This window comes from Brevibacterium sp. CS2, from assembly GCF_005280295.1.
Lineage (GTDB): Bacteria > Actinomycetota > Actinomycetes > Actinomycetales > Brevibacteriaceae > Brevibacterium > Brevibacterium pityocampae.
Genome location: NZ_CP040020.1, coordinates 449236 through 475618, shown reverse-complemented (window position 1 = coordinate 475618; position 26383 = coordinate 449236). Strand labels below are relative to the sequence as shown.

The 26383-nt window shown below is 70.7% G+C and carries 26 protein-coding genes; 9 read left to right on the top strand and 17 right to left on the bottom strand.

All coding sequences use genetic code 11. The features are described from left to right. Positions 1-92: 92 nt before the first annotated feature. Positions 93-452, bottom strand: a complete 360-nt coding sequence (locus FDF13_RS02075; RefSeq protein WP_137318242.1) for a DUF2218 domain-containing protein — start codon at positions 450-452, stop codon at positions 93-95. Positions 453-556: 104 nt separating this feature from the next. Here FDF13_RS02075 and FDF13_RS02070 point away from each other — a divergent pair, with 104 nt between their 5' ends. Both FDF13_RS02070 and FDF13_RS02065 read left to right on the top strand, forming a co-directional pair. After that, complete coding sequence (locus FDF13_RS02070) at positions 557-2653, top strand: RecQ family ATP-dependent DNA helicase (protein WP_137318241.1); 2097 nt, start codon at positions 557-559, stop codon at positions 2651-2653. Between the two features lie 63 nt (positions 2654-2716). Further along, positions 2717-3307 carry an ATP-binding cassette domain-containing protein gene (locus tag FDF13_RS02065; RefSeq protein ID WP_217494880.1) on the top strand — a complete coding sequence of 197 codons (591 nt, stop codon included), beginning with the start codon at positions 2717-2719 and terminating at the stop codon, positions 3305-3307. Here FDF13_RS02065 and FDF13_RS02060 read toward each other — a convergent pair. From FDF13_RS02060 to FDF13_RS02045, 4 genes are all read right to left on the bottom strand, one after another. Continuing rightward, positions 3291-4013 (bottom strand): GntR family transcriptional regulator, encoded by a 723-nt coding sequence (locus FDF13_RS02060; RefSeq protein WP_175406810.1) that lies wholly within the window; start codon positions 4011-4013, stop codon positions 3291-3293. The genes FDF13_RS02065 and FDF13_RS02060 overlap by 17 nt on opposite strands. Before the next feature lie 269 nt (positions 4014-4282). Continuing rightward, a complete protein-coding gene (locus FDF13_RS02055) occupies positions 4283-4996 on the bottom strand; it encodes a DUF3152 domain-containing protein (RefSeq protein WP_247618206.1) in 714 nt (237 codons plus the stop codon). 266 nt (positions 4997-5262) lie between these two features. After that, positions 5263-6123, bottom strand: coding sequence for a DedA family protein (locus tag FDF13_RS02050; protein WP_137318237.1), 861 nt, complete (start codon positions 6121-6123; stop codon positions 5263-5265). A 161-nt stretch (positions 6124-6284) separates the two neighbouring features. Continuing rightward, positions 6285-6503: a hypothetical protein gene (locus tag FDF13_RS02045; protein WP_137318236.1), complete on the bottom strand. Its 219-nt coding sequence runs from the start codon at positions 6501-6503 to the stop codon at positions 6285-6287. A 343-nt stretch (positions 6504-6846) separates the two neighbouring features. On the opposite strand from FDF13_RS02045, the gene FDF13_RS02040 reads away from it, so the two are divergent. From FDF13_RS02040 to FDF13_RS02020, 5 genes are all read left to right on the top strand, one after another. After that, positions 6847-7635, top strand: a complete 789-nt coding sequence (locus FDF13_RS02040) for a TIGR02206 family membrane protein (protein ID WP_137318235.1) — start codon at positions 6847-6849, stop codon at positions 7633-7635. A 298-nt stretch (positions 7636-7933) separates the two neighbouring features. Next, positions 7934-9796, top strand: a complete 1863-nt coding sequence (gene dnaK, locus FDF13_RS02035; protein WP_137318234.1) for a molecular chaperone DnaK — start codon at positions 7934-7936, stop codon at positions 9794-9796. After that, positions 9796-10500 (top strand): nucleotide exchange factor GrpE, encoded by a 705-nt coding sequence (locus FDF13_RS02030; protein ID WP_137318233.1) that lies wholly within the window; start codon positions 9796-9798, stop codon positions 10498-10500. The genes dnaK and FDF13_RS02030 overlap by 1 nt, the downstream gene beginning before the upstream one ends. A 208-nt stretch (positions 10501-10708) precedes the next feature. Next, positions 10709-11755 (top strand): DnaJ C-terminal domain-containing protein, encoded by a 1047-nt coding sequence (locus FDF13_RS02025; RefSeq protein WP_137318232.1) that lies wholly within the window; start codon positions 10709-10711, stop codon positions 11753-11755. 134 nt (positions 11756-11889) lie between these two features. Continuing rightward, complete coding sequence (locus FDF13_RS02020; RefSeq protein WP_137318231.1) at positions 11890-12363, top strand: helix-turn-helix transcriptional regulator; 474 nt, start codon at positions 11890-11892, stop codon at positions 12361-12363. A 184-nt stretch (positions 12364-12547) separates the two neighbouring features. On the opposite strand, the gene FDF13_RS02015 is transcribed toward FDF13_RS02020, so the two are convergent. The 10 genes from FDF13_RS02015 to FDF13_RS01970 form a co-directional block, all read right to left on the bottom strand. Continuing rightward, a complete protein-coding gene (locus tag FDF13_RS02015) occupies positions 12548-13330 on the bottom strand; it encodes a maleylpyruvate isomerase family mycothiol-dependent enzyme (RefSeq protein WP_137318230.1) in 783 nt (260 codons plus the stop codon). 196 nt (positions 13331-13526) lie between these two features. Next, on the bottom strand, positions 13527-14264 hold the full coding sequence (locus FDF13_RS02010; RefSeq protein ID WP_137318229.1) for a DUF3618 domain-containing protein: 738 nt from the start codon (positions 14262-14264) through the stop codon (positions 13527-13529). Next, entirely contained in the window at positions 14261-14932 is a 672-nt protein-coding gene (locus FDF13_RS15525; protein ID WP_345030420.1) for a phage holin family protein, read from the bottom strand. The genes FDF13_RS02010 and FDF13_RS15525 overlap by 4 nt, the downstream gene beginning before the upstream one ends. Continuing rightward, positions 14929-15882: a hypothetical protein gene (locus tag FDF13_RS02000; protein ID WP_137318228.1), complete on the bottom strand. Its 954-nt coding sequence runs from the start codon at positions 15880-15882 to the stop codon at positions 14929-14931. The genes FDF13_RS15525 and FDF13_RS02000 overlap by 4 nt, the downstream gene beginning before the upstream one ends. A 388-nt stretch (positions 15883-16270) precedes the next feature. Further along, positions 16271-17878, bottom strand: a complete 1608-nt coding sequence (locus tag FDF13_RS01995) for a DASS family sodium-coupled anion symporter (RefSeq protein ID WP_137318227.1) — start codon at positions 17876-17878, stop codon at positions 16271-16273. A gap of 364 nt (positions 17879-18242) precedes the next feature. Further along, the gene (locus tag FDF13_RS01990) at positions 18243-18626 is read right to left on the bottom strand and encodes an LPXTG cell wall anchor domain-containing protein (RefSeq protein WP_137318226.1); all 384 of its coding nucleotides are present in this window, start codon (positions 18624-18626) and stop codon (positions 18243-18245) included. Further along, positions 18623-19285 (bottom strand): hypothetical protein, encoded by a 663-nt coding sequence (locus FDF13_RS01985; protein ID WP_137318225.1) that lies wholly within the window; start codon positions 19283-19285, stop codon positions 18623-18625. Before FDF13_RS01985 ends, FDF13_RS01990 begins: the two co-directional genes overlap by 4 nt. Before the next feature lie 168 nt (positions 19286-19453). Further along, the gene (locus tag FDF13_RS01980; RefSeq protein ID WP_137318224.1) at positions 19454-20269 is read right to left on the bottom strand and encodes an LPXTG cell wall anchor domain-containing protein; all 816 of its coding nucleotides are present in this window, start codon (positions 20267-20269) and stop codon (positions 19454-19456) included. Beyond that, positions 20266-21174, bottom strand: coding sequence for a hypothetical protein (locus tag FDF13_RS01975; RefSeq protein WP_137318223.1), 909 nt, complete (start codon positions 21172-21174; stop codon positions 20266-20268). Before FDF13_RS01975 ends, FDF13_RS01980 begins: the two co-directional genes overlap by 4 nt. A 249-nt stretch (positions 21175-21423) precedes the next feature. Further along, complete coding sequence (locus tag FDF13_RS01970; protein ID WP_254668862.1) at positions 21424-22596, bottom strand: diacylglycerol kinase family protein; 1173 nt, start codon at positions 22594-22596, stop codon at positions 21424-21426. Between the two features lie 176 nt (positions 22597-22772). Between FDF13_RS01970 and serS the strand changes: the two genes are divergently transcribed. Both serS and FDF13_RS01960 read left to right on the top strand, forming a co-directional pair. Next, positions 22773-24062, top strand: a complete 1290-nt coding sequence (gene serS / locus FDF13_RS01965) for a serine--tRNA ligase (protein WP_137318222.1) — start codon at positions 22773-22775, stop codon at positions 24060-24062. Positions 24063-24082: 20 nt separating this feature from the next. Then, a complete protein-coding gene (locus tag FDF13_RS01960; protein WP_137318221.1) occupies positions 24083-24886 on the top strand; it encodes an HAD family hydrolase in 804 nt (267 codons plus the stop codon). A gap of 7 nt (positions 24887-24893) precedes the next feature. Here the strand turns inward: FDF13_RS01960 and FDF13_RS01955 are convergent, their stop codons facing one another. Together FDF13_RS01955 and FDF13_RS01950 are read right to left on the bottom strand one after the other, a co-directional pair. Then, positions 24894-25757, bottom strand: a complete 864-nt coding sequence (locus tag FDF13_RS01955; protein ID WP_137318220.1) for an HAD family hydrolase — start codon at positions 25755-25757, stop codon at positions 24894-24896. After that, positions 25750-26382 (bottom strand): hypothetical protein, encoded by a 633-nt coding sequence (locus tag FDF13_RS01950; RefSeq protein WP_137318219.1) that lies wholly within the window; start codon positions 26380-26382, stop codon positions 25750-25752. The genes FDF13_RS01955 and FDF13_RS01950 overlap by 8 nt, the downstream gene beginning before the upstream one ends. Position 26383: the final 1 nt, after the last annotated feature.

Genomic DNA, 26383 nt, shown 5'->3' with positions numbered 1-26383 from the left:
CCGATCGGACGGGGACCGATCGGTCCGGGACCGGCCGATCGGCCGGGCCGGATCCACCGGCCGGGCCGGATCCACCGGCCGGGCCGGACGTGTCAGTCGGCGTCGGCGGTGAAGCGCTGCTCGGTGCCGGGGGAGTCATCCGAGCGGGTCCACGTGCACACGAGCTCGTCGCGGGAGCCGAAGCGCACGAGGTGCCGACCGACGACGCCCTCGAAGCGCTCGACGGAATCGGCGGTGGCCGTGAGCTCGATGTCGAGGGAGTCACCGCGGTCGGTGAGTGCGGCGAGCACGGACCCGTCTGCGAACTCGATCGTGCCCTTGCCGGTGTCGGCATCCCACACGCCCGGCACCTTGCGGCTCATGTGCGACACGAGCTGCTTGGCGTAGCGCGCGGGGCGGTCGGTGCGCACGTGCGCGGTCGAGATCACAGGGTGCTCGGAGGATTCGCTCATGCGATGGAGTCTACTGCCGGGATCGTGGTGCCCCTCTCCCGTGCCCGGGCATCTTCCGGGTCCGTGCCTCTCCCGTGTCCGTGCCCCGCCCTAGACTCGGGACCATGGACAGCAGCGAACTCCGGACCCAGGCCCTCAGCGCACTGCGCGAACTCACCGGACGACCCGACGCGGAGTTCCATCCCGGGCAGTTCGAGGCGATCGAGGCGCTCGTCGCCGGTCGCCGCCGCACCCTCGTCGTGCAGCGCACCGGTTGGGGCAAATCCGCCGTCTACTTCGTCGCCGCCCGGCTGCTCCGTGCCGCCGGCCGCGGCCCGTCCCTCATCATCTCCCCGCTGCTCGCCCTCATGCGCGACCAGGTGGGGGCCGCCGAACGCGCCGGGGTCCGCGCCGTCACCCTCAACTCCTCGAACGTCACGGAGTGGGACTCGGTGCTCGCCGCGCTCGGCGACGGTGCCGTCGACGTCCTCCTCATCTCCCCGGAGCGGCTCAACAACCCGAAGTTCCGCGACCACGTGCTCCAGAACCTCCTCACCGAGGTCGGCATGATCGTCGTCGACGAGGCGCACTGCATCTCCGACTGGGGGCACGACTTCCGGCCCGACTACCGGCGCATCGGCGCCCTGCTCGCCGAGCTCCCGGCGGACCTGCCTGTGCTCGCGACGACGGCGACGGCCAACGAGCGGGTGGTCGCCGATGTCGCCGAGCAGCTCGGCGCGGACACCCTGGTGATCCGCGGCCCCCTGTCGCGGGCCTCGCTGCGCCTCGGCGTCGCCCCGGTGCGCCAGCCGAGCGAGCGGATCGCCTGGCTCGGTGAGCGCCTGGGGGACTTCCCCGGATCAGGCATCATCTACACGTTGACCGTCGCCGCCGCCCAGGACACCGCCCGCGCCCTGCGATCCGCGGGCTGGGACGTCGCCGCCTACACCGGGGGCACCGACCCGGAGGAGCGCGAACGGCTCGAGGGCGACCTCAAGGCGAACCGGCTCAAGGCGCTCGTCGCCACCTCCGCGCTCGGCATGGGATTCGACAAACCCGACCTCGGATTCGTCGTCCACCTCGGTGCGCCGTCCTCCCCGGTGGCGTACTACCAGCAGGTCGGCCGTGCCGGCCGTGCCACGGAGTCCGCCGACGTCCTGCTTCTGCCCGGCGCGGAGGACTCCGACATCTGGGAGTACTTCGCGACCGCGTCGATGCCCGCGGAGGACGATGCCGCCGCAGTCCTCGCAGCCCTCACCGACGCCGGCGGGGAGCCGCTGTCCGTGCCGCGGCTGGAGACCCTCGTGGGCGTCAAGCGCGCCCGCCTCGACCTGCTCCTCAAGACCCTCCAGGTCGACGGTGCCGTGGATCGGTTGGCCGGCGGGTTCGTCTCCACCGGCCGCGGGTGGACCTACGATGCCGAGCGCTACGCCAACGTCGCCGCCGCGCGGAAGCGGGAGGCACAGGCGATGCTCGACTACGAGGCGACGGGCGGCTGCCGCATGCGGTTCCTCGCCGAGCAGCTCGACGACCCGGAGGCCGCCGACTGCGGACGGTGCGACACCTGCGCCGGCCAGTGGTGGTCCGACGAGGTCTCCGACTCCGGACGCTCCGCCGCCCGCTCGGTGCTCAGCGCGGTCGGGCTGCCGGTCGAACCCCGCGCCTCGTGGCCGTCCGGGCTCCCGTCGATCGGGGTCGACCTCAAGGGGAGGATCCCGGAATCGGAGCGCAGCGCCGTCGGCCGGGTCGTCGCGCGGCTCACCGACCTCGGCCCCGGGCAGCTGCTGCGCGGATTCCTGGCGCCCGGGGCGGAGGACCTGCCCGTCCCGCCGGAGATCGGCGCGCACTGCCTCCGCGTGCTCGCGGACTGGGACTGGGACGCCCGGCCCGAGGTCGTCGTCTCCGTGCCCAATGCGCGCCGCCCCACGACGGTCGCCTCGCTCGCCGCGGAGCTCGCCCGCGTGGGCCGGCTGCACGACGCCGGGCCGCTGACGGCCCGCCGGGAGACCGGCAGCCCCGACGTCAACAGTGCGTTCCGCGTGCGCGACGTCCACGACGCCTTCGCCGTCAGCCCCGAGCTCGGCGCCGCGGTCCAGGGCCGCACGGTGCTGCTCGTCGACGACGAGATCGTGTCCCGCTGGACCATGACGGCGGCCGCCCGGGAGCTCCGCCGCGCCGGCGCCGCGGCCGTGCTGCCCTTCGCGCTCGCCCTGCGCGCCTGAGGCACATCTGTGGGGGCGCGCCCGGTCCACGTCGCCGGGTGCGCGCCCGGACCACGTCGCCGGGTGCGCGCCTGGGCCGCGCTCGCCCGTGGACCGTGCGGCACACCGATCGTGGTCGTCGCCCATGCGCCCGGCGGTGCGGCGCGGACCGGCCTGCTCCACCAGGAGCCGCCGTTCACCGCCGGGACCACGGTGGGCGAGGAGCGCGAGCGCGCGGCCGCGCCCCCGCGCGCTGCGGCAGCCGCCGTCGACACCTCAGCGGCGGCCCTCGCTCAAGACCCCGAGGGTGCGCAGTCCGTCGCCGCGCTCGAACGCGCGCGGCGGCCCGACGCATGGTCGGTCGACGCGCACGTCGAGGCCACCTTCACCGGGCACGGCCTCGGCGGGATCGCCCGCGGTCGACGCACCGGCGAACTGTCCGGCGGCCAGGTGGCGCGGCTGTCGCTGGTCTGGCTCCTGCTCAGTCGGTCGGACGTGCTGCTGCTCGACGAGCTGACGAATCATCTCTCGCTGTTCCTCGTCACCCAGCTCGAGGATGCGCTGCCGGACTATCCGGGTGCCGTCGTCATCGCCTCGCACGATCGCCGGCTGCGCGCCGGGTGGACCGGTCGGCGTCTCGATCTCGGGGAGGAGAGCCTCAGAAGCGGTGGGTGACGCTGATCGCGGAGCCGAGCATCGACCCGGTGCGGTACTCGACCGGGGTGTCGCCGGACGCGGAGATGCGGGTATACGCGAGCAGCGGAGTACCGGGCTCGCACTCGAGCGCCGCGGCCTCCTCCGCATCGGCCGCGACCGCCCGGAGTGTCTCCCTGCCCCCGTCCACGCTGATGCCGCAGACCACGCTGAGCTCCCGGTACACGCTCGTATGGGTGAAGTCGAGATCGGTGAGCGGCTCGGCGTACCGCAGCGGGATCCAGCTGTGACCCAGCGAGATCGGCGGGCCGTCGGGGTGGTAGGTCCAGGCGAGGTGGAGGAGCGCGGTGTCGGATTCCACGCCGAGATGCGCCGCCGCCTCCTTGTTGAGCTCGGCCCGCTGGACCGTCGTGTGGGTCGTGCCCCGGGAGATGTCGCCCTCGAGTGGGGGCAGCAGGCTGTGGACCGGGCCGCTCGAGGTCCACGGGTCGGTGGTCTGGACCTGGGGCGCGCGGCCGCGGTGGGAGATGATGATGCCGGCCTCGCGCAGCGGGCGCAGTGCCTGGCGCACTGTCCCTCGGCTCACGCCGTACTCCTCGGCGAGCTGCACCTCACCGGGGAAGCCTTCGGTGAACTCGCCGGAGTAGATCCGGGAGCTGAGGTCGTCGTGGATGCGCTTCCATACGGGATTGGGGCGCGTGGTACCGCTTTCGGCACGGGAGAACAACGTCAGGACCTTTCGGTGGACAAAGCAGTGGGTCGGCCATTTGAGGACGGGGTGAGGCAACGCGCCGTGTTGATGACAGACGGAATCCGGCGGATTCCCGGTCACTGTACACCGGTTTGACTGAACATTCTGCCGTTCAATGACATTCCACCGAGATGGGATCGCTCCATGCGGCCCGCATGCAAGGCAGCGGCCGTCCGGGTTCATGGTGCGGAAGGGCGATCATGCGAGTGGTGCTCGAAACTGCGTATAGGAGATCCTACCTCCGCTCAGGCCACGGTGGGCCAGGCATTCGGCCGGCAGCCGTCGAGCCCCTTCGACTGCTGATGCATGAGAGGAGCGGGCTCCCCGTCACCGGGGCAGCTGACGTGACCGTGCCCGAGCGCGTGCCCGACCTCGTGGTTGACGAGATACTGGCGGTAGACCTCGAGCGACTCGAAATCCTCCGTGCCCTGCATCCAGCGCTTGGCGTTGAGGTTGACGTTCGGGCCGTTGCGGCACGAGAGCTCGCCGTCGGTGATGAGCGGTGCGCACATCCGGTCCACGGTGTCGGGGCTCGCGATGCTGATCACCGAGTCGGCCTCCGCGGTGTCGACGACGAGTTCGAAGGCGACGCCGTCGAGCGTCTGCCAGCCGCGTTCGTCCTGGAGAGTCGCGATGACGAACTCCGCGGCTTCATCCGCGTCGATAGGCATGTCGTCCTCGACCCGGATGGCGACGGCGAAGGGCCGGCCGTCCTCGGTCGACGGTTCCACCGGCTCATCGCTGCTCGCCCACTCGCCGCTGCCGGAGACCGGGACCTCGGTGGGTGTCGGAGTGCCCGGGGCGGCCTGCCCGGGTGCCGGGATCGATTCCGGGGCGACGGCCGCGGTCGGCGTGGCCCCGGCGTTCACCTGGTGTGCGGAGTCCGCCGGGGTGCAGGCGGAGACGGCGAGCACGAGGGACGCGGCGGCAAGCGGCAGCATCGGGCGCGGGGGATGCATGCTCGTCATCGTAGTCGACGCCCGGCGCCGCGACGGGACCCCGCACATCCGGTGCGGGGATCCGCAGGCCCGGTTCAGGGTTCCAATGCCAAGCTGTTCGAGCGCCTGCCGGGTTCAGCCGCGCAAGGAGCGCATGGCGCGCATGGCGCGCTGCTGGGCCACGGTGTCTACGGCGCGGAGCACGGCGATCCGCACGGGCCTGCGGGGTGTGCCGGCGCCTCGGCCCGGGGCCGGATCCGTGGAAGCCGGGAAAGCCGTGGACGAGGTCAGGCCTGGGCGTCCTTCGCCTGCTTGTTCGCCTTCGCGCCGGACCACACGGCGATGAGGACGACGAGGCCGAGGCTGATCCACAGCGCGTAGCGGTCGATGGTCTGGATGACGTCGACGGCCGCCTGGCCGAGCGAGTAGCCGAGCAGTGCGACACCGACGGTGAGGATGAGGCAGGCGAGGAAATCGGCGATGAGGAACACCCACAATCGCATCCCGCTCCAGCCGGCGACGAGCCATACGAGGGTCCCGGGGATGCCGGGCACGCGGCTGATGACGACGAGGAGGAAGAGGAGCCACGGGGGCATCCGGCGGAACTTCTCGACCTGCCGGCGCTGCCGGTCGGTGGAGGTGAAGATGTTGAGGATGCCGTCGCCCCAACGGCGGCCGGCGAGCCAGAACAGCCAGTCGAACTTCGTCATCCCGACGAAACCGGCGACGAGCACGAGCCAGAGCGGGAACTCGCCCACCCGCGCATAGGCGGCTGCGCCGACGATCGCGGTCTTCGCGCCGGTGAGGAACTCGAGGAGAATCGGCTGGTGCGCGATGAGGAACGGCCGGAACGGCATCATGCCCAGGTAGAACGCTGGGACGGCGAAGATCGCGAACAGTAGGAACTTGTCCGTCGGAGCCGCCGCGCCCTTCCACGGCTTGAGGTCGTCCCAGGACTGGGGCGGCTCCTTCTTCATGCCGCCGGCGGTGTCTGCGCTGTCCGCGGAAGCCGAGCCGTCAGCAGGAGCGGTGACCGTGGATGACGCCGTGTCCGCAGGTGATGCGGTGTCCTCGGCTTGGGTGCTGTCGCTCGCCGGGCCGGGTGCGCCCGGGGATTCGGGGCGCGGGGATGACGGTTCGGGGACCACGGTCTGTCCTTCGGTGTCGGGGTGGGCGCAGAGTGATCGAGCGGCGCGAGGAGCGCGGAGCCCGCCGGGGTCCGCAGGCGTTCGTGTCATGGTAGCCGGTGAAGCCGGGCGGGTGGTGCCGCCGCTCTCCCAGACGGCCTGCGGAGGGGGCGGCTCTCGGGTCACCCGCGGCGGCCGGCCACGACGATGAGGGCGATCCCGCCGCCGGCCATCAGCACGCTCACTCCGGCGACGAGGGAGGCGACCAGGCGGAAGTTCGCGGCGATATCGTCGAACGCCTCGGTGTTCCCGCCGCCGCCCAAGAGGAACAGGCCGAACGGCATGATGAAGATCAGCACCGCCGCGGCGATGCCGAGCAGACCGAGGACGAGGAGCGTCACGCCGGGGGCGATGAAGTGGCGCCTCTTCCGAGGCGCGCCCGGGGCTCCCCCGGGCTGCGGTGGCGCAGGCGGCGCGCCGGGTGGTGGAGGGGCGGGGCCTGACCCCGGCCCCCGCTGGGTGGGGGTGGCCGGTGGGGGTTCCGTGCTGGGCCGGTCATGGTGTGCTCCCGCTCATCCTCGTCGTGTGGTCCTCTCCGGACTCTCCCGCAGCGGCCGGTCTTGCGCAAGCCGGTGCGGAGAACGGCGCGCCTGCGGGCCGGGCAGACTCTACACTCATGATGAGGCCGGAGCGGTGCGGGCACCACCGTCGTGCCTGTCGAGGACGAGCAGGGAAGGGGCGCCCATGGAGATCGCGGAGCCGATCGGCCGGATGGCCCTCTTCGGTCCCGAGCACCTGACCGCGCTCGCCGGGATCGTCGTCGGGGCGGTCGTCCTCGTGGTCATGGCGCGGCGGAAGCGCGGCACCCGCACCGAGCTCCGGATCACCCGTGCGACCGGATGGGTGCTCCTCGTCGTGGCCGTGGGGTGGACGGTGTGGGGGATGCTGCCGAGCCACTGGGACATCGGCCAGTCGCTGCCCTTCCACTTCTCCGACGTGCTCCGCATCGTCACTGCGATCGCCCTCATCACCCGCGCGGGCTGGGCGATCGCCATCACCTACTACTGGGGGCTCACGCTCAACCTCCAGTCGGTCGTCACCCCCGACCTCAACTACATGCAGAACCCCGAGCTCGAGTTCACCGTGTACTGGATCCTCCACGCCCTCGCCCAGTGGGCGCCGATCGTCCTCGTCTGGGGGCTGGGCTACCGGCCCACCTGGCGCGGCTTCGGCGTCGCCTACGTGTCGGCGCTCGCCTGGGCCGTCCTCGCGGCGGCGGTCAACTGCGCCACCGGAGCGAACTACGGCTACCTGGCGCAGGCGCCGGCCGGTTTCTCCGTGCTCGACCTGCTCGGCGGGTGGCCGTGGTACATCGGTGTGGAGATCGCCGTCGTCGCCGTGGTCTGGATGCTCATGACCCTGCCGTGGTCGGAGCCCGAGCGGCTCACCCACGCCTCGGTCGTCGACCGCTGGCGCTGCGTGCGCCGCTGGGACGGAACGCCCGTGCGGCCGCGCGGGCGAGCGTCGGCCTAGCACTCGGAGCCCGGAGATCACCGGGTGGACCGGAGAAACCTCTCCGACGGCCGGAATAAAACCCCGCTGAGCAAAGTTGAGTCAGGTGTACGCAACTTTCGTGATCGTGGTTTGACACCGCGATCGCGGCGTTCAAGACTTGAGCCAATGGCGCTCAATGTGTTCGGGCGCGCGGTTCCGCTCCGGCTCCCCGGGCGGGGCCCGCTCCAGGGGCCACGGTCGGAAGTCCGGCCGCGGAGCCGTCCGGCCGAGCACATCGGGGCACCGGCTCGCACAACTACGAAAAGGAGTTCTACTCATGGCACGTGCAGTAGGCATCGACCTCGGCACCACCAACTCGGTCGTCGCCGTCCTCGAGGGCGGCGAGCCCAAGGTCATCGCGAACGCCGAGGGCGGGCGCACCACCCCCTCGGTCGTCGCGGTGAACAAGAACGGCGATTGGCTTGTCGGCGAGATCGCCAAGCGCCAGGCCGTCACCAACGTCAAGAACACCGTCGCCTCCGTCAAGCGCCACATGGGCACCGACTGGAGCACCGAGATCGGCGGCAAGACCCTGACCGCCCCGGAGATCTCCGCCCGCATCCTCCAGAAGCTCAAGCACGATGCCGAGGAGTACCTGCAGGAGGAGGTCACGGACGCCGTCGTGACCGTCCCGGCCTACTACAACGACGCCCAGCGTCAGGCCACCAAGGACGCCGGGCAGATCGCCGGCCTCAATGTCCTGCGCATCATCAACGAGCCCACCGCCGCCGCCCTGGCCTACGGCCTCGAGCGCGGCAAGGAGGACGAGCTCATCCTCGTCTTCGACCTCGGTGGAGGCACCTTCGACGTCTCCCTGCTCGAGGTCGGCAAGGACGAGGACGACTTCTCCACCATTCAGGTGCGCGCCACCTCCGGCGACAACAAGCTCGGCGGCGACGACTGGGACCAGCGGATCGTCGACTGGCTCGTGTCCGAGGTCAAGAACGGCTACGGCGTCGACCTGTCCAAGGACACCACTGCGATGCAGCGCCTCAAGGAGGCCGCTGAGCAGGCGAAGAAGGAGCTCTCCAGCGCGACGAGCACGAACATCTCGCTGCAGTACCTGTCGATGAGCGAGAACGGGCCCATCCACCTCGATGAGACCCTGACCCGCGCGAAGTTCGAGGACCTCACCAAGGATCTCCTCGAGCGCACCAAGAAGCCGTTCGAGGCGGTCATCGCCGACGCCGGCATCAAGCTCTCCGACATCGACCACGTCGTGCTCGTCGGCGGTTCGACCCGGATGCCGGCCGTGTCCGAGGTCGTCAAGAAGCTCACCGGCGGCAAGGACCCCAACAAGGGCGTCAACCCGGACGAGGTCGTCGCGATCGGCGCCGCCGTCCAGGCCGGTGTCCTCAAGGGCGAGCGCAAGGACGTGCTGCTCATCGACGTCACCCCGCTGTCCCTCGGTCTCGAGACCAAGGGTGGAGTGATGACGAAGCTCATCGAGCGCAACACCCCGATCCCGACCAAGAAGTCGGAGACCTTCACCACCGCCGAGGACAACCAGCCGAGCGTGTCGATCCAGGTCTTCCAGGGCGAGCGGGAGTTCACTCGCGACAACAAGGCGCTCGGAACCTTCGAGCTCACCGGCATCGCGCCGGCCCCGCGCGGCCTGCCGCAGATCGAGGTGTCCTTCGACATCGACGCCAACGGCATCGTGCACGTGTCCGCCAAGGACAAGGGCACCGGTCAGGAGCAGTCGATGACGATCACCGGCGGGTCCGCGATCCCGCAGGAGGACATCGACCGGATGGTCCGCGAGGCCGAGGAGCACGCCGACGAGGACAAGCAGCGCCGCGAGGCGGCGGACAACCGCAACCTCGCCGAGAACCTCGCTTACTCGACGGAGAAGCTCATCTCCGACAACAAGGACAAGCTGCCCGAGGACGTCAAGTCCGAGGTCAGCGCGGACGTCGAGGCCGTCAAGGAAGCGCTCAAGGGCGATGACGACGACGCCGTCAAGGCCGCCGTCGACAAGCTCTCGCAGAGCCAGACCAAGCTCGGTGAGGCGCTCTACGCGCAGCCCGACGAGTCCGCCGGTGCGCCCGAGGGCGATGCCGCAGGCGGATCCGCCGACACCGAGGACGAGGTCGTCGACGCCGAGGTCGTGGACGACGAGGACGAGGAGAAGAAGTAATGACTGCCGAGGATCCCGACAACGGCGCAGCCGAGCAGGGCTTCTCGTTCAGCGACAAGCGCCGCATCGACCCGGAGACCGGGGAGGTCCGGAACCCCGCTGATCCGTCGGCCCAGGCAGCTGCCGGGTCGGGCGGGGACCCGGCGCCGGACCCGCAGGCCGCAGCGCCTGCGGACCCCGGCGCGGAGCCCGCCGAACCCGGCGTCGAGGTCCCGGACGACATCTCCGGCATCGACGACACCGCGGCCCCGGTCGAGGGCGGCGTCGAGGACGAGCAGTCCGCCGACGCCCGCCTCGCGGCCGAACGGCTCGCCGACCTGCAGCGGATCAACGCGGAGTACGCGGCGTTCCGGATGCGCGCCAAGCGCGAGCAGGACCGGGCCCGGGAAGCCGGCGTCCAGTCCGTCGTCGAGGCGCTCTACCCGGTGCTCGACGAGCTCCGGCTCGCCCAGGAGAACGGCGACCTCACCGGTCCCTTCGAGACGCACGCGAAGAAGCTCATCGCGTCGCTCGAGAAGGTCGGGGTCGTCCAGTTCGGGGAGCCGGGCGAGGAGTTCGACCCGAGCATCCACGAGGCGCTCATGCAGCAGCCGTCCGACGAGGTCGAGACCGCCACGGTCTTCCTCGTCATGCAGCCGGGCTACCGGCTGGGCGAACGCGTCATCCGGGCCGCCCGCGTGGGTGTGCAGGCGCCGGCCGAATGATCCGCTCCCGAGGCGCCCGCCGGCACCCGGCCCACCCCACCGGTGGGAGATTGGGCATCCCGGCGGGGCGCCTCGGGCACGGGCCCGGCGAGCAGGACGCGCCCATCCGACCGCCTGCCGCTCGGCACGTGAGGAAGACAGCAGCACACATGACACATGAGAATCAGCAGATCGATGCGAGCGTGAGCTCACAGGAAGGAGGTGCCAGGTGAATACGGGACCTCAGAACGAATGGTTCGACAAGGACTACTACACAACCCTCGGCGTCTCCAAGGACGCCACGGACGCGGAGATCAAGAAGGCCTACCGCAAGCTGGCCCGCAAGTACCACCCGGACACGAACCCCGGCGACAAGGCCGCCGAGGAGAAGTTCAAGCAGATCAGCCAGGCCAATCAGGTGCTCTCCGACAAGGAGACCCGCGAGCAGTACGACCAGGTCCGCGCCATGGGCCGCGGCGCCCGCTTCTCCGCCGGCTCCGGCGGCGGAACCGGTGCGGGCGGATCCGGCGGCGGGTTCGAGGACATCTTCTCCGGCCTGTTCAACACCGGCGCGGGCAGGAGCCAGTACCCGCGCTACACCACGCGCGGCGGCGGCAGCCCTTACGGCGGCTACGGTGACGTGCCGCCCGACCTGTCGGACCTGTTCGGCGGTCAGCCCTACGGCGGCAGCCCCTACGGCGGAGGGTTCTCCACCGGCCCGCAGAAGGGCGGGGACATCAAGGCGAGCACCTCGCTGTCCTTCACCGAAGCGGCGAAGGGTGCCACCGTCAAGCTCACGATGCCCTCGGGCAAGCCGCTGAGCGTGCGCACCCCGGTGGGCGTCAAGGACGGCCAGAAGATCCGCGTCAAGGGCAAGGGCAAGCCGAGCCCCAACGGCGGGGAGAACGGCGACGTCGTGCTCACCATCAACGTCGAGAAGCACCCGGTGTTCAGCCGCGACGGCGACAACCTGAGGATGAAGCTGCCGGTGAGCTTCGACGAGGCAGCGCTCGGCGCCGAGGTCGAGGTGCCTACCCTGTCCGGCATGCCCGTGCGGATGAAGGTGCCCGCCGGCACTCCGTCGGGTCGCGTGCTGCGGATCCGCGGCAAGGGCATCGAGGGCAAGAATCACACCGGTGACCTGCTCGTCACCATCGAGGTCGCCGTGCCGCGGAACCTCAGCCCGGACGCCAGAAAGGCCGTCGAAGCCTACCGGAAGGCGACCGAGGGTGAGGACCCGCGTGCCGAGCTGTACTCCAAGGCGAAGGCGAGCTGAGCGCGCACCGGCTGGATCCGGGCCGGACTCGATTCCCGCGGCCGGACGACGATGGGGAGCCCTGAGTATCGGGGCGCAGCGCAGGAGACCACAGCAAGTAGAGCGACGACCGAGCGAAGGAGGTGGAGAGCACGATGCAGATCGACAAGGACGCCGCGGTCTACGTGATCTCGGTGGCCGCCGAGCTCGCCGGGATGCACCCGCAGACCCTGCGGCAGTACGACCGGCTCGGTCTCGTGGTGCCCCAGCGCACCGCCGGCCGCGGCCGGCGCTACTCCGCCGACGACATCTCCCGGCTCCAGCTCATCCAGCGCCTCTCCCAGGAGGAGGGAATCAACCTCGCCGGGATCAAGCGGATCCTCGAGCTGCAGCGCGAGGTCGAGACGCTCGGGGCGCATACCCGGACCCTCGCCCAGCGCCTCGAGAAGGTGATGCGCAGCGGCGGCGGCCGCGTGTTCGCCGCCGGCGCCGCGGGTGACGTCGTCTCGATCGTCCACGGCACCCGGCCCGAGCTCCGGATCGCCGGGGCGCTGGCACCCGGAGCGACCGCGCGCGCCGGCGGACGGCGCAGCGGTGAGCTCACGCTCTACCGCCGCCGCTCCGGCTGAGGCGCAGCGCAAGCGGCGCGCCCGGCTCCACCGGATCCGGATACGCCCGTCACCGGCACCAGTTCCCGGTACCCACCGCCGGCACCCCGCGCAACTGTAGGACTTTCGGCCGAGCGTGGTGCCGTTGATGGCCCTACACTCCTCTGAAAGTCCCACACTCCCGGGCGCATACCGCGCCGGCGGCTCAGAGCCAGTTCGGGGGCGCCGGGAGGTCCTGCGGCGTGGTGCTGCCGGCGCCGCCCTTGTCCGTATCCCCCGACACCGAGGCCGGCCAACCGCGGCCGGTGAGGTAGGACAGCACCTCGGCGGCTTCGCCGGTGACCTCGATCGGCTCGGCGGGCGTGGTGCCCTCGGTGCCGTGGCGGATCACCCGCTCCGAGCGGTCGTCGCGGTCGGTGAGCCGGACCCGGTAGTGCACGGGCTCGTCGCGGGCACCCCAGGCCGTATCGACGTCATCGAGCAGCCGGTCGACGACCTCGGCCGGGAAATCCCGGGCGGTCATGCCGATCCCCAGGTCGAGGCTGTGCATCCACACCTCGCGGGCCCGCAGCCAGGGGATCTCCGCGGCGAGGATGTCCGCACCGCGCCCGGACACCACCTGTGCGCCCCAGTCGCCGGCCGACATCGAGTCGAGCTCGGCGGTGAGGTCGTCGGCCACCTCGTGCGCGAGCGTGATCGTGTCCGCGCCCGAGGTGTGCGCCACCCCGTCGGCGATCTGCTGGTCGCGCCATTCCCGCGAGGGGTACATCGGGTTCTCCTCGCCCGTCTTCGCCCATTCGAGCAGCCGGAGGAAGCCCTCGGCGTTGTAGAGCACGTGGAGGGCCACGTGCTTGCGCGTCCAGTCGGGGACGAGGGACGGCTCGTCGAGGCCGTTGACGGAGAGCTGATCGAGGGCCTGGAGATAGAAGGTCTCGCCGAGCAGCCGGAAGCCGAGGTCGCGCTCGAGCGCGTTCGTGTCGATGTCCATGGTGGTCACTCTAGTTCTCCTGGGCGACGGTGGGGGAGGTCAGGCGTGACCGGGCGACGGTCCGGCATGCACTTCGGGCGAGAATGCCGCCGGCGCCCTGACCGGAGGGTCCGGACAGCACAGCGCCCGCGGGAGCTCGGGGCTTCCGCGGGCGCTGTGCGACCGGGTGGTGCGATGGTTCACCGGAGGGCGAGGGTCACTCGCGGGTCTCCTTGACCGTCTGACCGGAGGACTGGGCCTCGGTCTTGAGGTGGTCGGCCTCGGACTGGGCGTCGGACTTCACGCGCTCGGCGCCGGACTGGGCCTGCGACTTCACGCTCTCCGCAGCCTCCTTCGCCGGCTCCTGCAGATTCTGCCCCATGTCCTTGGCGACGCTCTGGGCCTCCTGGACGAGCGGCTGCGCGGCGTCCTTCGCCTGACCGGCGAGCTGCTGCTCCTTCTGCGAGGCAGGGATCAACGAGCCGATGAGCCAGCCGGCGCCGAGCGCGATCACGCCGGCGGCCAGCGGGTTGCCGCGGGTGCCCTGCTTGATACGGCCGGGCACCTGGGAGGCGGCGTCTCGGGCCTGGTACGCGGCGTCGCGAGCCTGGTCGGCCGCACCGTGGGCGGAGTCGGCGAGCTGCTGGCGCTGGTGGTTGAGCTGCGCGTTGGCGTCGTCGGCGGAGCCCATGATGGATTCCTTCCAGTGGTTCAGGCGATCGGCGACCTTGTTCTTGCGGCGCTCGACGACCTTGGCCGGGGAGACCTTCTCCGCCATCGCGTCGACGTCGTAGCCGAGGTTGCGGCGCGTCTGCTCGATCTCCGCGCGGATCTGCTCGGGGGACTTGTTCGAGTTGTCCGTCGGGTAGTCTGCGGTGCCGTAGCCGGCGTTGCCGTGGGTCGCGACGGGACGGTTGGGGTCGGCCTGGTAGCCGTGATCATGGGTGTAGGTCATGGCGTTTCCTTTGCGGGATTCATGGTGGGCGGGATGTCCTTGGCAGTGTCCACGGTCTCGGGGATGCCCTTGACCTGCTGGAGCTTGCTCTTGCCGACGAGGCCGAGCACGGTGGCGACGATCGCCCAGATGACTCCGACGACGAGCGCCCCCCAGCCCAGTCCGATGAGGTTGGCGAGCGCCATCCACAGGGCATTGGACAGGAAGAGCAGGAAGAACAGCGCGGCGATCGCGGCCCCGGCGAGCATGCCGGCACCTGCGCCCGCGCGCTTCGCCGACTGGGTCGCCTCGGCCTTGGCGAGGGCGATCTCCTGCTGGATGAGCTGGGTGGTGTTCCGGCTCAGCGAGGAGAACATCTCGCCGATCGACTGGCTCTCGGCGCGCACCTCGGCCTGGGCCTCGGCGTAGGCCTCGCGGTCGTAGCCGCGGTCCCAGCCGTGCCCGGCGGCGTTCGCCGGGTACTCCTCACCGGGTCGGGGCGGCTCCTGCGCCACGTAGGCGGTCTGCGGATTGGGCCCGGGCGGGACCACGCCGGGCTGGCCCGGATGCGGCTGGCCGGGGTGGACCGGCTGGCCCGCGTGCGGGACCTGCTGGCCCGGGTACCCGCCGCCCGGGTGCTGGCCGGGGTGCTGCCCCGGGTGCGCGCCCTGGTTGGGGTCGTAGCTCATCGGTTGGTCTCCCCGGTGCCGTAGCCCTGCTGGCCGTCGTCGTACTGGCCGGCCTCATAGCCCTGGCCCGCGCCGTACTGGCCTGCGGACTGCTGCCCGGCGGCGTAGCCCTGCTGGCCGTACTGACCGCTCGCATCGCTGTACTGCCCGGCGGAGTACTGGCCTCCGGTCGGGTAGCCCTGCTGCGCGTATCCCTGTGCGCCGTAGCCCTGCTGGCCGTAGCCCTGGGCCGGGTAGCCGGTGGTCGGGTACCCGCCCTGGACGGGGTAGCCGTACTCGTCGATGCCCGTTCCCGAGGTGCCTCCGCCGTTCGAGTCGTTGTTGGCGTCGGCGAGACCGCGGGTCACGCGACCGGCGATGAGGCCCACGCCGGCGGCGATCGCGAGGAAGGTGAAGGGACGGGTGGAGGCGAAGCGGCGCACGTCCTGCACGAGATCCTGCGGGTTCGAGTTCTCCAGCCGGTCGGCGATCGCGGAGACGCGCTCGTCGGCCATGCTCAGCAGGTCGCGCGTGACGGCGTCCTTGGGCTCCTCGCCGCGGCGCAGCCCGGCGAGGTCGTCGGACACCGCGCGGACGGACTTGGCGGCACGACCCTGCTGGTGCGAGGCCTGGTCGCCGGCGTCGCGCTGGAGCTGGTGCCAGAGGTTCGAGGCCTGCTGCTTGGCCTCCTCGGCGACCTGTCCGGCCTCGTACTGCGCGGTCGAGGCCACGTTCTGCGCGGCGGCGCCGGCCTCGCCCTGGAGGCGGCGGCCTTCGTCCTTGGCGACATCGGCGGTGCCGGTGCTGTCGGTGCTGACGCCGTGGCGTCCGTAGGATGCGGGCTGGTCGCTGCTGAGCGCGGCACCCTGCGATGCGGAGTGCACCGGCTGCTGCGGCACATCGGTTCCCGGGTACGGGGTGTCGGAGCCGAGTGCGCTGCCCGAATCCGCGGAGTTGTAGTTGTCGGTCATCGATCAGACCTTCCTTGAGGAATCGGTGGAAATGGGCCCCGCTTTCAAGGGCCCTTGCGTTTTCACCCAATCACTTCTGGGGGATTTCGGCAAGGCTCCCGGTGTGTGAAGTTCCTGGCAGAAGGCGGTGCGGCCCGATGGCGAGGGGTGCGAACCGGCCCGGGACGCGGTGCGTCCCGGGCCGGGAGGTCGCGGTGTGCCCCGGCTTCGCGGGGCACACGAAGGCCGGTGCGTGCCGGTGGACTCGGCCTCCCGGCCGCGGGTGCGGTTCCCCGCCGGGCGGGTGCCTGGCGGGTGCCGGTGGTGCCGGAGGGGTGCTGCGGGTGCCGAGCGGACTCCGCCGGCGCCGGCGGCATGCGGCGGGTGCCGGACTGCGCCGGAGCCTCCCTCAGACCAGGCCGATCCAGCTCCAGTAGGTCGCCGACAGCAGCAGCACGAGCAGGTAGCCGACGATGGTGAGCGGGATGCCGGTCTTGAGGAACTGCTTGGCGGTGAATGCTCCGGTGCCGTAGGCGAGCATATTCTGCGGCGCGGAGATCGGCAGGAGGAAGCCGAAGCTGATGACGAACTGCTGGATGATGACGAATCCGAATCCGCCGTCGGAGGCACCGGGCAGAGTCGCGGCCAGCGCGATGTAGACCGGGATCAGGGCCGAGGCGAGCGAGGTCGCCGAGGCGAAGCCGAGGTGGATGAGGATCGTGAAGATCGAGACGAGCGCGATCGTCGCGAGCAGCGGCATCTGGCTGATGCCGAGGGCTCCGAAGGTGTTCTGCGACAGCCACGCGGCGGCGCCGGTGTCGAGCAGCAGGGTGCCGAGCGAGATGCCGGTGGCGAACACGATGAGGGTGCCCCAGTTGACGAGCTTCTCGAGCGACTTCCAGGAGAACACCCCGATCTTCGGGACGAGCAGCAGGCCGATCGCGATGATCGTGATGGTCGAGGAGTCGAGCGGGTGGAGGACGTCCTCGGTGGCCCACATGAGCAGGAGGAGGCAGGCGATGATGATGAGCCGGGTCTCCTTGCCCGTCATCGGCCCGAGCTCGGCGAGGTTCTGCTTGACGACCTCGCGCCCGCCGGCGATCGAATCCATCTCGGGCTTGATCGCCCAGCGCATGATGAAGTAGAGCGCGATCGACATGAGGATCGACCACGGGGCGGCGTAGAGGAACCACTGGCCCCAGGAGATGGTGATGCCGAGCTGATCCTCGATGAAGCCGGCGGCGACGAGGTTCTGGGCGGCCGCGGTCTTGATGCCGACGTTCCAGATGGAGACGGCCTGGGCCGCGGCGATGACGAGGAGCGCGCCGAGGCGGGAGTTGTTCGCGAGTCCGAAGGCGGCGACCATGCCGAGGAGGATCGGCACCACGGCGCCGGCGCGGGCGGTGGCCGAGGGGACGAAGAAGGCGAGGATGATCGCGATGACGATGCCGCCGATGAGGACGTTGCGGGTCTTCTCCCCGGAGAACCGGAGCACCTGGAGGGCGAGCCGCTTGTGGAGGCCGGTGGCCTGCATGGCGGCGGCGAGAGCGAGGGCCGCGGCGACGAGGGCGACGGCGGTGGAGGAGAACCCGGCGAGTCCCATCCGCAGGGCGTCGGAGGTGCCGATCGTGGTCGAGGGGTCCTCGAGGCCGGGGGAGAACCCGAGGAGGATCGCGATGAGCCCGATGATGAGGACCGAGCTCACCGAGTAGGACACCGCCTCGGTCACCCACATGATGACGGCGAACACGAGGATCGCGAGCGCGCGCTGCGCGGCGACGGAGAGCCCCTCGCCGGTGGGGACGAAGAGGATGACGGCGAACATCACGAGGAAGGCGACGCCGAAGCAGATCGGCTTGAGGTTGAGGTGGGCGAAGAAGCCGTCGGGCTGGCGGGAGCCCGCGGTCGCTGTCTCCTGGCGGGCGACGGCCTGCTGCTCGGCGCGGGCCTCGTCCTGCAGCCGGGAGCGCTTGACGGCCTTCGAGCGGAGCCGGGAGCTGTTCTGCGGGAGGATCATCGGGTTCACCTGATTCCGTATCCGGGTCGTGAGGCCCCGGTGGGGGCCTCGGGGACCAGGCTAGGAGCCGTTCGGCCGCCCGGGGTAGGGGTCTTGACCTGCGATTCCCCTTATCTCACGGGCGCGATTCCGGCAGGGCGCGCTGTGGTGCGGGACACGATCCGCACCGGGTTTGGCGCGCGGGATCTGCGCGAGTGGCGTGGTCTGTGCGGCTTTCGGAGAAGAGTGCGACCGATGACGCCACCACTCTCCACCGAAAGCCCCACAGTCCCGTCGGTGCATGCGGAAGGCCCGCGAACCGTGGGGTTCGCGGGCCTTCCGGGTGCGCGCGGTGCCGGTGCGGCGGCGCTCAGCTCAGGCCGGCTCAGATGTCGGCCGGGCCGGTCTTGGCGCCGCGGCGGCGGGTGAGCAGCATGGTGGCGGCACCGATGACGAGGAGGCCGGCGCCGGCGGCGAGGCCGGTGAGCTCGGTACCGGTGCGCGGCAGCTCGGTGCCACCGGCGTTGTCGTCCTCGGTGGAGTCGTCGCCGCCCGGGTTGGCGTCGTCGTCGCCGTAGCCCACGGTGAACGCGTCGGTCCAGGAGTTCTCACCGCAGGTGGCGGTCACGGTGTACTCACCGATGTAGGCCTCGGCCTGGTCGGCGTCGAGTCCCTTGACGCCGTGGACGGCGATGCCGTTCTCGTCGGCGGCGACGGTCTCGGTGTAGGGGCGGACGTCGTCACGGCCGGCGCGGACCTCGAAGGTCACGTCCTGGCCGGGCTCGCAGCCGCGGACGGCGAAGGCGACGCCCTCGTCGACGAACTTCTCCGGGGTGACCCGATCGGACTCGAGGTTGAGTCCTTCCTTGAGCTCGGCACCGTTCCAGGTCCAGTCGTCCTCGCTCGCGTCGTCATCCTCGGTCGGGGTGGGGGGTGGGCGAGGCGGTCTCGGTCTCGGTGGGGGGTCGGCGACGGGGACTCGGTCTCGTCGTCCTCGGGCTCGCCGGCGATGGTGAAGGAGCCGTTGAGGGTCTGGGTCTCGCCGTCGGCATCGGTGACGTAGACCTCGAAGGGCACGACTTCACCGGGCTCGAAGTCCGTGGCGGGGCCGCTGTAATAGACGGCGAAGACGGCATTGCCCTCGTCATCGGCCTGAACGACCTCGTCGGTCAGGCTGTTGGAGACGTCGCTGCCCGGCTCGAGGCCGGAGACGGCCACGGTGACACCCTGGTTCTCGTCGACAACTGCCTCGGCCTCGACGACCTCGGGATCTACGGTGATGACCGGGGCGGCTGCCGGCTCCGGGGTCACGGTCTCCGTCTCGGTGGGGGTCGGAGACGGGGACGGCGTGGTGGCGGACACGGCGGTGACGGCGAAGCCGCTGATCGCGATGGCGACGGCGGGGGCGAGGACGATCGACTTCTTCACGGTGGTGCCTTTCGTGGATGAAAAGAATGATTGGTCTCAACGTAGCCGCGCGCATCCGGCGTGAAAACTTGTGTTCATTGTGGTCGCGAACTGAACGAATCAAACGTCTGCGAAGACGACTGCGGCCCCCGTCCGAAAGAGGACGGGGGCCGCAGCTGCGGACCGGGGTCAGATGTCGCCGGGAGTGCTGCCGGTGCCGCGACGGCGGGTGATGAGCAGCGACGCGCCGCCGATGACGAGCAGTGCGGCACCTGCGGCGAGGCCGCTGAGCTCGGTGCCCGTGCGCGGCAGGGTGCGTCCGTCGTCGTGGCCGGTTTCGTCGGATCCGCCGTGGCCGGGATCGCCGACGACGAACTCGCCGGTGAGGTCCTCGCCGCCTTCGCAGGCCACACGCACCTCGTAGGTGCCGGCGTAGACGTGCGGCGCGTCGGCATTGATGCCGCGGACGCCGAAGGTGACCGTGCCGTCCTCGCCGACGGTCTGCGTGTCCGTGTGGCCGGTGACCCCCGAAGAGCCGGACGGGGTCACGGTGAGCGTCGCCGCAGTGCCCGGGGTGCAGCCGGTCGCAGTGATCGACACGGCCTGCTCCTTGACGAAGTCCGCCGCGGAGATCCGCTCCGGGTCGATCGCGAGCGACCGCGCGACCGCCTCGTCCTGGTCGTCGTCGCCCGGGCGCGCGTCGTCGTCATCGTCACCGGGGCGGGCGCCGTCGTCGTCATCGTCGTCGCCCGGGGTCGGGGTCGGATCGCCGACGCGGAAGCTGCCGGTCAGCGCGTCCTCGCCCTCGCAGTCGACGATGACGTTGTACGTGCCCTCGTAGGCCGCGGAGTTGCCGGCGGAGTCGCCCCAGACGCGGAACGACACGGTGCCGTCCTCGGCGACAGCCTCGACATCGTCGAGCCCGTCGATGTCGCCGGACCCGTCGAGACTCACGCGGATCGTGGCCTCGGTGCCCGGCTCGCAGCCGGTCGCGACGATCGTCACGCCCTTGCCCTCGTCGACGAAGTCCGCCGCGCTGATCTGCTCGGGCGAGATCGAGAGGCTGAGGGCCGCTGCGTCGTCCGCATCGTCGTCCTCGCTCGGAGGCGTCTCGGGGCTCGGGGTGTCGTCGTCCTCGTCCCCGTCGCCCGGGGGAGGGGTTTCGCCGTCCTCGTCGTCACCCGGAGGGGAGTCTCGTCGTCACCGTCGCCGGGGGGAGGGGTCTCGTTGCCTTCGTCGCCGTCACCCGGGGGAGGAGTTTCGTTGCCGTCGTCGGCATTGACCGTGATGTTGAGTGGTTCGACTTGACCGTCCCCGTCATCGGGGATAGTCCCCGTGACGGTGATCGTGCCACCATCTGTCCGCAGAGCGGCGATGTCGGCTGAGAGCTCGGTGACGTTGATTCGTGCTTCTGCCCCGGGTGCGACGGTGAGCTCTTTCGATCCGCCTGGCTCCGCGGTGGCGGTGACTGACATGCCCGCCGTCGTCGAATCATTCTTCACGGTGATGACGAAACCGGCTTCGACCTCATCGGCGTTGACTGTGGTCTTCTCGGTAGTGATCGAACCCGTCGAGGCTTCGGCATCGTTCGCATCCTGGTCCTCGGAATCGTCCGACTCCGAAGAACCGTCCGGTGCTGATTCCGAGTCCTTCTCGGCCTTCTCGGGGACCGGCTCCTCGGCGGGCTTCGGCTCGGCTTCCTTCTTCGGAGCCGGCTCCTCGGCCTCGTCCGTGGTCTCCTCGGCCTTCGGCTCCTCGGCGGGGGCGGGCTCCTCGGCCTCGGCAGCCGCCTCCGGAGTCGCCTCGCTGGGGGTTTCGGTGGGCTCGGCATCTTGCGCGAAAGCGACGGGAGTGCCCAGGCCGGTGAGCGCGATGGCGACGGCGGGAGCGAGGACGATCGACTTCTTCATGACAATCTCATTCACAGGGAAGGCGCGCCCGCGGTTCGGGAGCAGCAGTGATCCTTGGCCTCATTCAATCCGATCGCGCGGAATGAGCGTGAATATGTCCTGAATAGAACATGAAGAACAGGTGAGTCGCGCTTGGTGCTCAGCCAGCAGAGTACGGATCATCGTCCTGCTCGTCCCGCCTGCCCGCTCAGGCCGAGTCCTGCTCGGACCGCCCACGCGCTCGCCCGACCGGCACCCGCCGGGGCCGGATCATCCGACGGGGATCGGCCAGCCCTCGGCGCGGATCGCCCGCTTCTGCTGACGGGTCGCGGTGCGCATGGTGAGCGCATGCTCCTCGACCTGCATCGCGAGGTAGGTCGACGAGCCGACGGCGTCCCCGTCGAGCTGCACCTCGATCTCCTCCTCGGACTCGATGATGATCTCCCTGCACCGGTGGATCTCCGTGTGGAGGCCCTTGCGCTTGTTCCGGCCGAGCACCGACGCCGCGACGCCGATCCATTGGACGGCGTTCTTCGGGGCGATGACGATGACGTCGAGGATGCCGTCGTCGAGCTCGGCCTCGGGCAGCAGGGTGATGCCGCCCTGGAGCTTGCCGCAGTTGCCGGCGACGACCGAGCGGATCTTCTCGGTGAAGGGCTCCCCGCCGTCCACGGTCACACGCACCTTGGTGCGCGTGCCGACGAGCTTGCGGCTGCCGGCCTCGAGATAGGCGAGCCAGCCGACCTTGGACTTGAGGTCGGAATCGGTGTCGGCCATGACTGCGGCGTCGAAGCCCAGGCCGGCCATGACCATGAACGCGTGGTCCTTGCCGCCGGGCTCGATCTGCGCGTGCGCGACGTCGACGGCGGTGTCCTCGCCCCACAGCGCGATCCGCAGCGCCCACTCGGGTCGGCCGAGCACGATGTCGAGGTTCCGGGCCAGCAGGTTGCCGGTGCCCATCGGCACGACGCCCATGGGGACGCCGGTCCCGGCGAGCACTTCGGCCACGGCGCGCACGGTGCCGTCGCCGCGGGCGGCGACGACGAGGTCGACTTGCTGCTCGAGCGCCTGTCGGGCCATCGTGCAGCCGGGGTCCTCGACCTCGGTCTCGAGCATGATCGGGGCGTCCCAGCCCTCCTGCCGGCACACGGCCCCGGCGGTTGCCTCGAGGCCGGCGGCATCGGGCTTCGAGGGATTGACGATGATCGCGACGCGCGGCTTGGGCGGGACGACGGTCTCCTGACCGGAATCCTCGTCCGCGCTCGTCATCGGCGTGAGGTCCTGGGCACCGCCGGCGAGGTCGACCCTGCGGTCGCGCCCCTTGCTGTCCCCGCCGCGGGAGGCCGAGGAGCGGCGGCCGACCGCGAGGCCGACCCCCAGACCGACGAGCAGCATGACGACGGCGATGATGATGCCGATGAGCAGATCGGTTCCGGTGTCCATATGGCCAATCTAGCCGCTGGGCCTGCGTGCCGGATGCAGGTCGGTCCGGATGCAGGGGGCCGTGATGTCACGGTCAGGCGGGCGGCCCGCTCCGCCGCCCGCTGACTTCATGGCCCGACCACCGGCGCGTTTCGAGCGGGTCACCCCGTGTCCGCGCCGGAATGTAGGCTGGAATCGTGATCGACATCCAGCAGCTCAGAGACCATCCCGAGGCATTCAAGGCCTCCCAGCGCGCTCGCGGCGCGGAGGAGTCGCTCGTCGACGAGGTCCTCGCCGCCGATTCCGCCCGGCGCCGGGCGCTCACCGCGTTCGAGGAGTCCCGCGCCGAGCAGAAGGCGTTCGGCAAGACCGTCGCCCAGGAGAAGGACAAGGAGGCCAAGGCGAAGCTCGTCGCGCAGGCCAAGACCCTGTCCGATTCCGTCAAGGCGCTCCAGGCGGAATCCGACGAGGCGGAATTCGCCTTCGACTCCCTGGTCGCCAAGCTGCCCAACCTCATCATCGACGGGGTGCCGCCCGGTGGCGAGGAGGACTCCGTGGAGCTGCGCCGCGAGGGCACTCCGCGGGACTTCGCCGCGGAGGGCTTCGAACCGCAGGACCACCTGGCGCTCGGGGAGAGCCTCAAGGCGATCGACACGCAGCGCGGGGCCAAGGTCTCCGGCGCGCGGTTCCACTACCTCACCGGATTCGGGGCGCGGCTCGAGCTCGCGCTGCTGACCATGGCGATCGACGCCGCCCAGCAGGCCGGGTTCATCCCCGTCATCACCCCCACCCTCGTCAAGCCGGAGATCATGGCGGGCACTGGGTTCCTCGGCGAGCACGCAGACGAGATCTACCGCCTCGAAGCGGACGACCTTTTCCTCGTGGGCACATCCGAGGTGGCGCTCGCCGGGTACTACAAGGACGAGATCATCGACCTGTCCGACGGCCCGATCCGGTTCGGCGGCTGGTCCTCGTGCTACCGCCGCGAGGCCGGCTCCTACGGCAAGGACACCCGTGGCATCATCCGCGTCCACCAGTTCCAGAAGGTGGAGATGTTCTCCTACGTCCCCGTCGAGCAGGCCGAGGACGAGCACCAGCGGATGCTCGCGCTCCAGGAGGACATGCTCGCCAAGTGCGAACTGCCCTACCGGGTCATCGACATCGCCGCCGGCGACCTCGGCGATTCCGCCGCTCGCAAGTACGACTGCGAGGCCTGGGTGCCCACCCAGGGCACCTACCGGGAGCTCACCTCGACGTCGAACTGCACGACCTTCCAGTCGCGCCGCCTCAAGATCCGCGAGCGCGGGCCGGAGGGCACCACCCGCCCGGTGGCGACCCTCAACGGCACCATGGCGAACACCCGTTGGCTCGTGCCGCTGCTCGAGAACCACCAGCAGGCCGACGGCACCGTGCGCGTCCCGGCGGCGCTCCAGCCCTACCTCGGCGGGATGACCGCCTACGGCCCCGACGGGCCCGTGCACGCCTGATCCCCTGAACCGGAGGAAGAATGAAACCGCACATCGTGGCCCTCGACGTCGACGGCACCATCGTCGACTACGACGACATGATGACCGAGCGCGTCCGCGACACCATCACCCGGGTCGCCGAGGCCGGACATCACGTCGTCATCTCCACCGGTCGCGCGGTGAGCGGCTCCCATGAGGTCGCCAACCGGCTGGGGCTCGTCGAGGGATTCGTCGTGAGCTCCAACGGCTCGGTGATCACCCGCCTGAGCCAGGACCTCGAGGACGGCTGGGAGATCTTCCACGTCGAGAGCTTCGACCCCGAGCCCGCGCTGCGTCGGATGTCGGAGGTGCTGCCGACCGCGCTCTACATGGTCGAGGACACCGAGCTCACCCGCTGGGCATCGGGCAACTTCCCTGAGGGCGAGCTCGCCTCGATCACCAACCTCCGCACGGTGCCGTTCGAGGAGCTCACCACCAAGACCGCGACACGCATCGTCATGCGCGAGCTCGAGGGCACTGACGAGGAGTTCGCCGCCGCCGTCGAACGGATCGGCCTGCACGGCGTGACCTACGCGGTGGGCTGGAGCAACTGGCTCGACATCGCCCCGGACGGGGTCTCGAAGGCGAGCGGACTGCAGATCGTGGCTCGCGAGCTCGGCATCGCACAGGAGCATACGGTGGGAGCCGGCGACGGCTCCAACGACATGGAGATGCTCGAATGGGTGGGCCACGCCATCGCGATGGGCCAGGCCGGCGACAAGCTCAAGGGCGTCGCCGATGTCGTCACCGGTTCCGTCGTCGACGACGGCCTGGCGACCGCGCTCGAGGAGTACTTCGAGCTCTGACGACTGCTCAGCGGCGGGCGGCGATGGTGCGGAGCACCTCGGCGATCCCGCCGTCGAGCACTGCGGGTGCGATGCCGTCCGCCGCCGCGAGCGCGTCCGGGTGGCCGTTCGCCATCGCGTAGCTGTGCCCCGCCCACTCGAGCATCTCGATGTCGTTGGGCATGTCCCCGAACGCCGCCACTTGATCGGCGGTGATCCCCGCCTCCGTGCACCATGCCGCGAGCGTCCGGGCCTTGGTGACGCCGTTCGCCGACAGCTCGACGAGTCCGTTGCGCGGATTGGAATGCGTGGCGTGGAGCACCGGGCCGATGACCTCGCGCACCTGCGCGAGGATCGCGTCGGAGTCCCGGGACCCGGTGCGGAGGATGACCTTGACGACGTCGCGGACTTCCGGGCTGTGCGCCGGGTCGATCCAGGTGGCGTCCGCGGGGAAGCGGGTCCGGAACCCCGGTTCGAGGAGCAGCCCGGTCAGCGTCTCGAAGCCGAGCACGGCCGCCGGCATCCGCTCGCGGACCAGCCCGACGAAATCCCGGAGCACTGCGCCGTCGACCGTGTGCGCGGTGAGCACCCGGGCCTGCGCCAGGTCGTAGACGATCGAGCCGTTCGCGCAGATCACCGGGCCGAGCTCCGGCACGGTCGCGTGGATCGGGGCGAGCCAGCGCAGCGGCCGGCCCGTGACGGGGACGAACGGGATGCCGGCACTCAGGCAGTCCCTGATCGCGGCCACGGTGGGCGCGGGGATCGGCTGCCAGTCGTGGAGGAGCGTGCCGTCGACATCGCTCGCGATGAGCCGGACGCCGGCAGGCACCCGCACTGGCGGGTCCGGCAGTGCGGTGGCGTGCGCCTGCTTCGGGGCCGAGGGATCAGTCATGGTGGAGTGCCCTTTCGCAGGCGTCGACGAGCGTGATGGCATCCGCGGCGTAGGAGCGCGCGGAGCGGGCGGCGGGCAGCGGGTCGGTGCCGGAGCGCAACGCGGCGCGCGCCATCGCTGCGGCCTGGCCCGCCTCGGCGGTCTTCGCGGCGGCCTTCGACAGGAGCGCGGGCAGCTGCCCGACCCGGGCCCGCACCTCGGCGGGGACGACCAGGCCGTTTAGCGGGAAGCGCGCGTGGACGGTCTCCGTCAGGGCGCCGACCCGGTCCGCGAGCCCGTTGAGCACGAGCGTCTGCTGGGCGACGATCTCAGCGGCCTCCGTCGCCGAGGTGCCCGGTGCGTCCGCCTCCCCGCTCACGGATCCGGCCGTGGAATGGAGATCCACGGCGATCGCGTAGAACCGGTCGACGGCGCGCAGGAAGCGGTCGTGGTGCTGCCGCCACAGGCCGGTCCCGAGCCGGTGATCGAGGCCCTGGGCGTCAGCGGCGCGGGCACCGCCCGAACGCTCGGCGCCTCGGGTCCGGGCGGGTCCGCCCGCCGTGCTGCGCAGGGCTCCGGTCGGGTCCGCCGGATGGTTGCCGGCCGCCCCGCGCAGTGCACGGGTCAGCCGATCCCAGATCCCCATC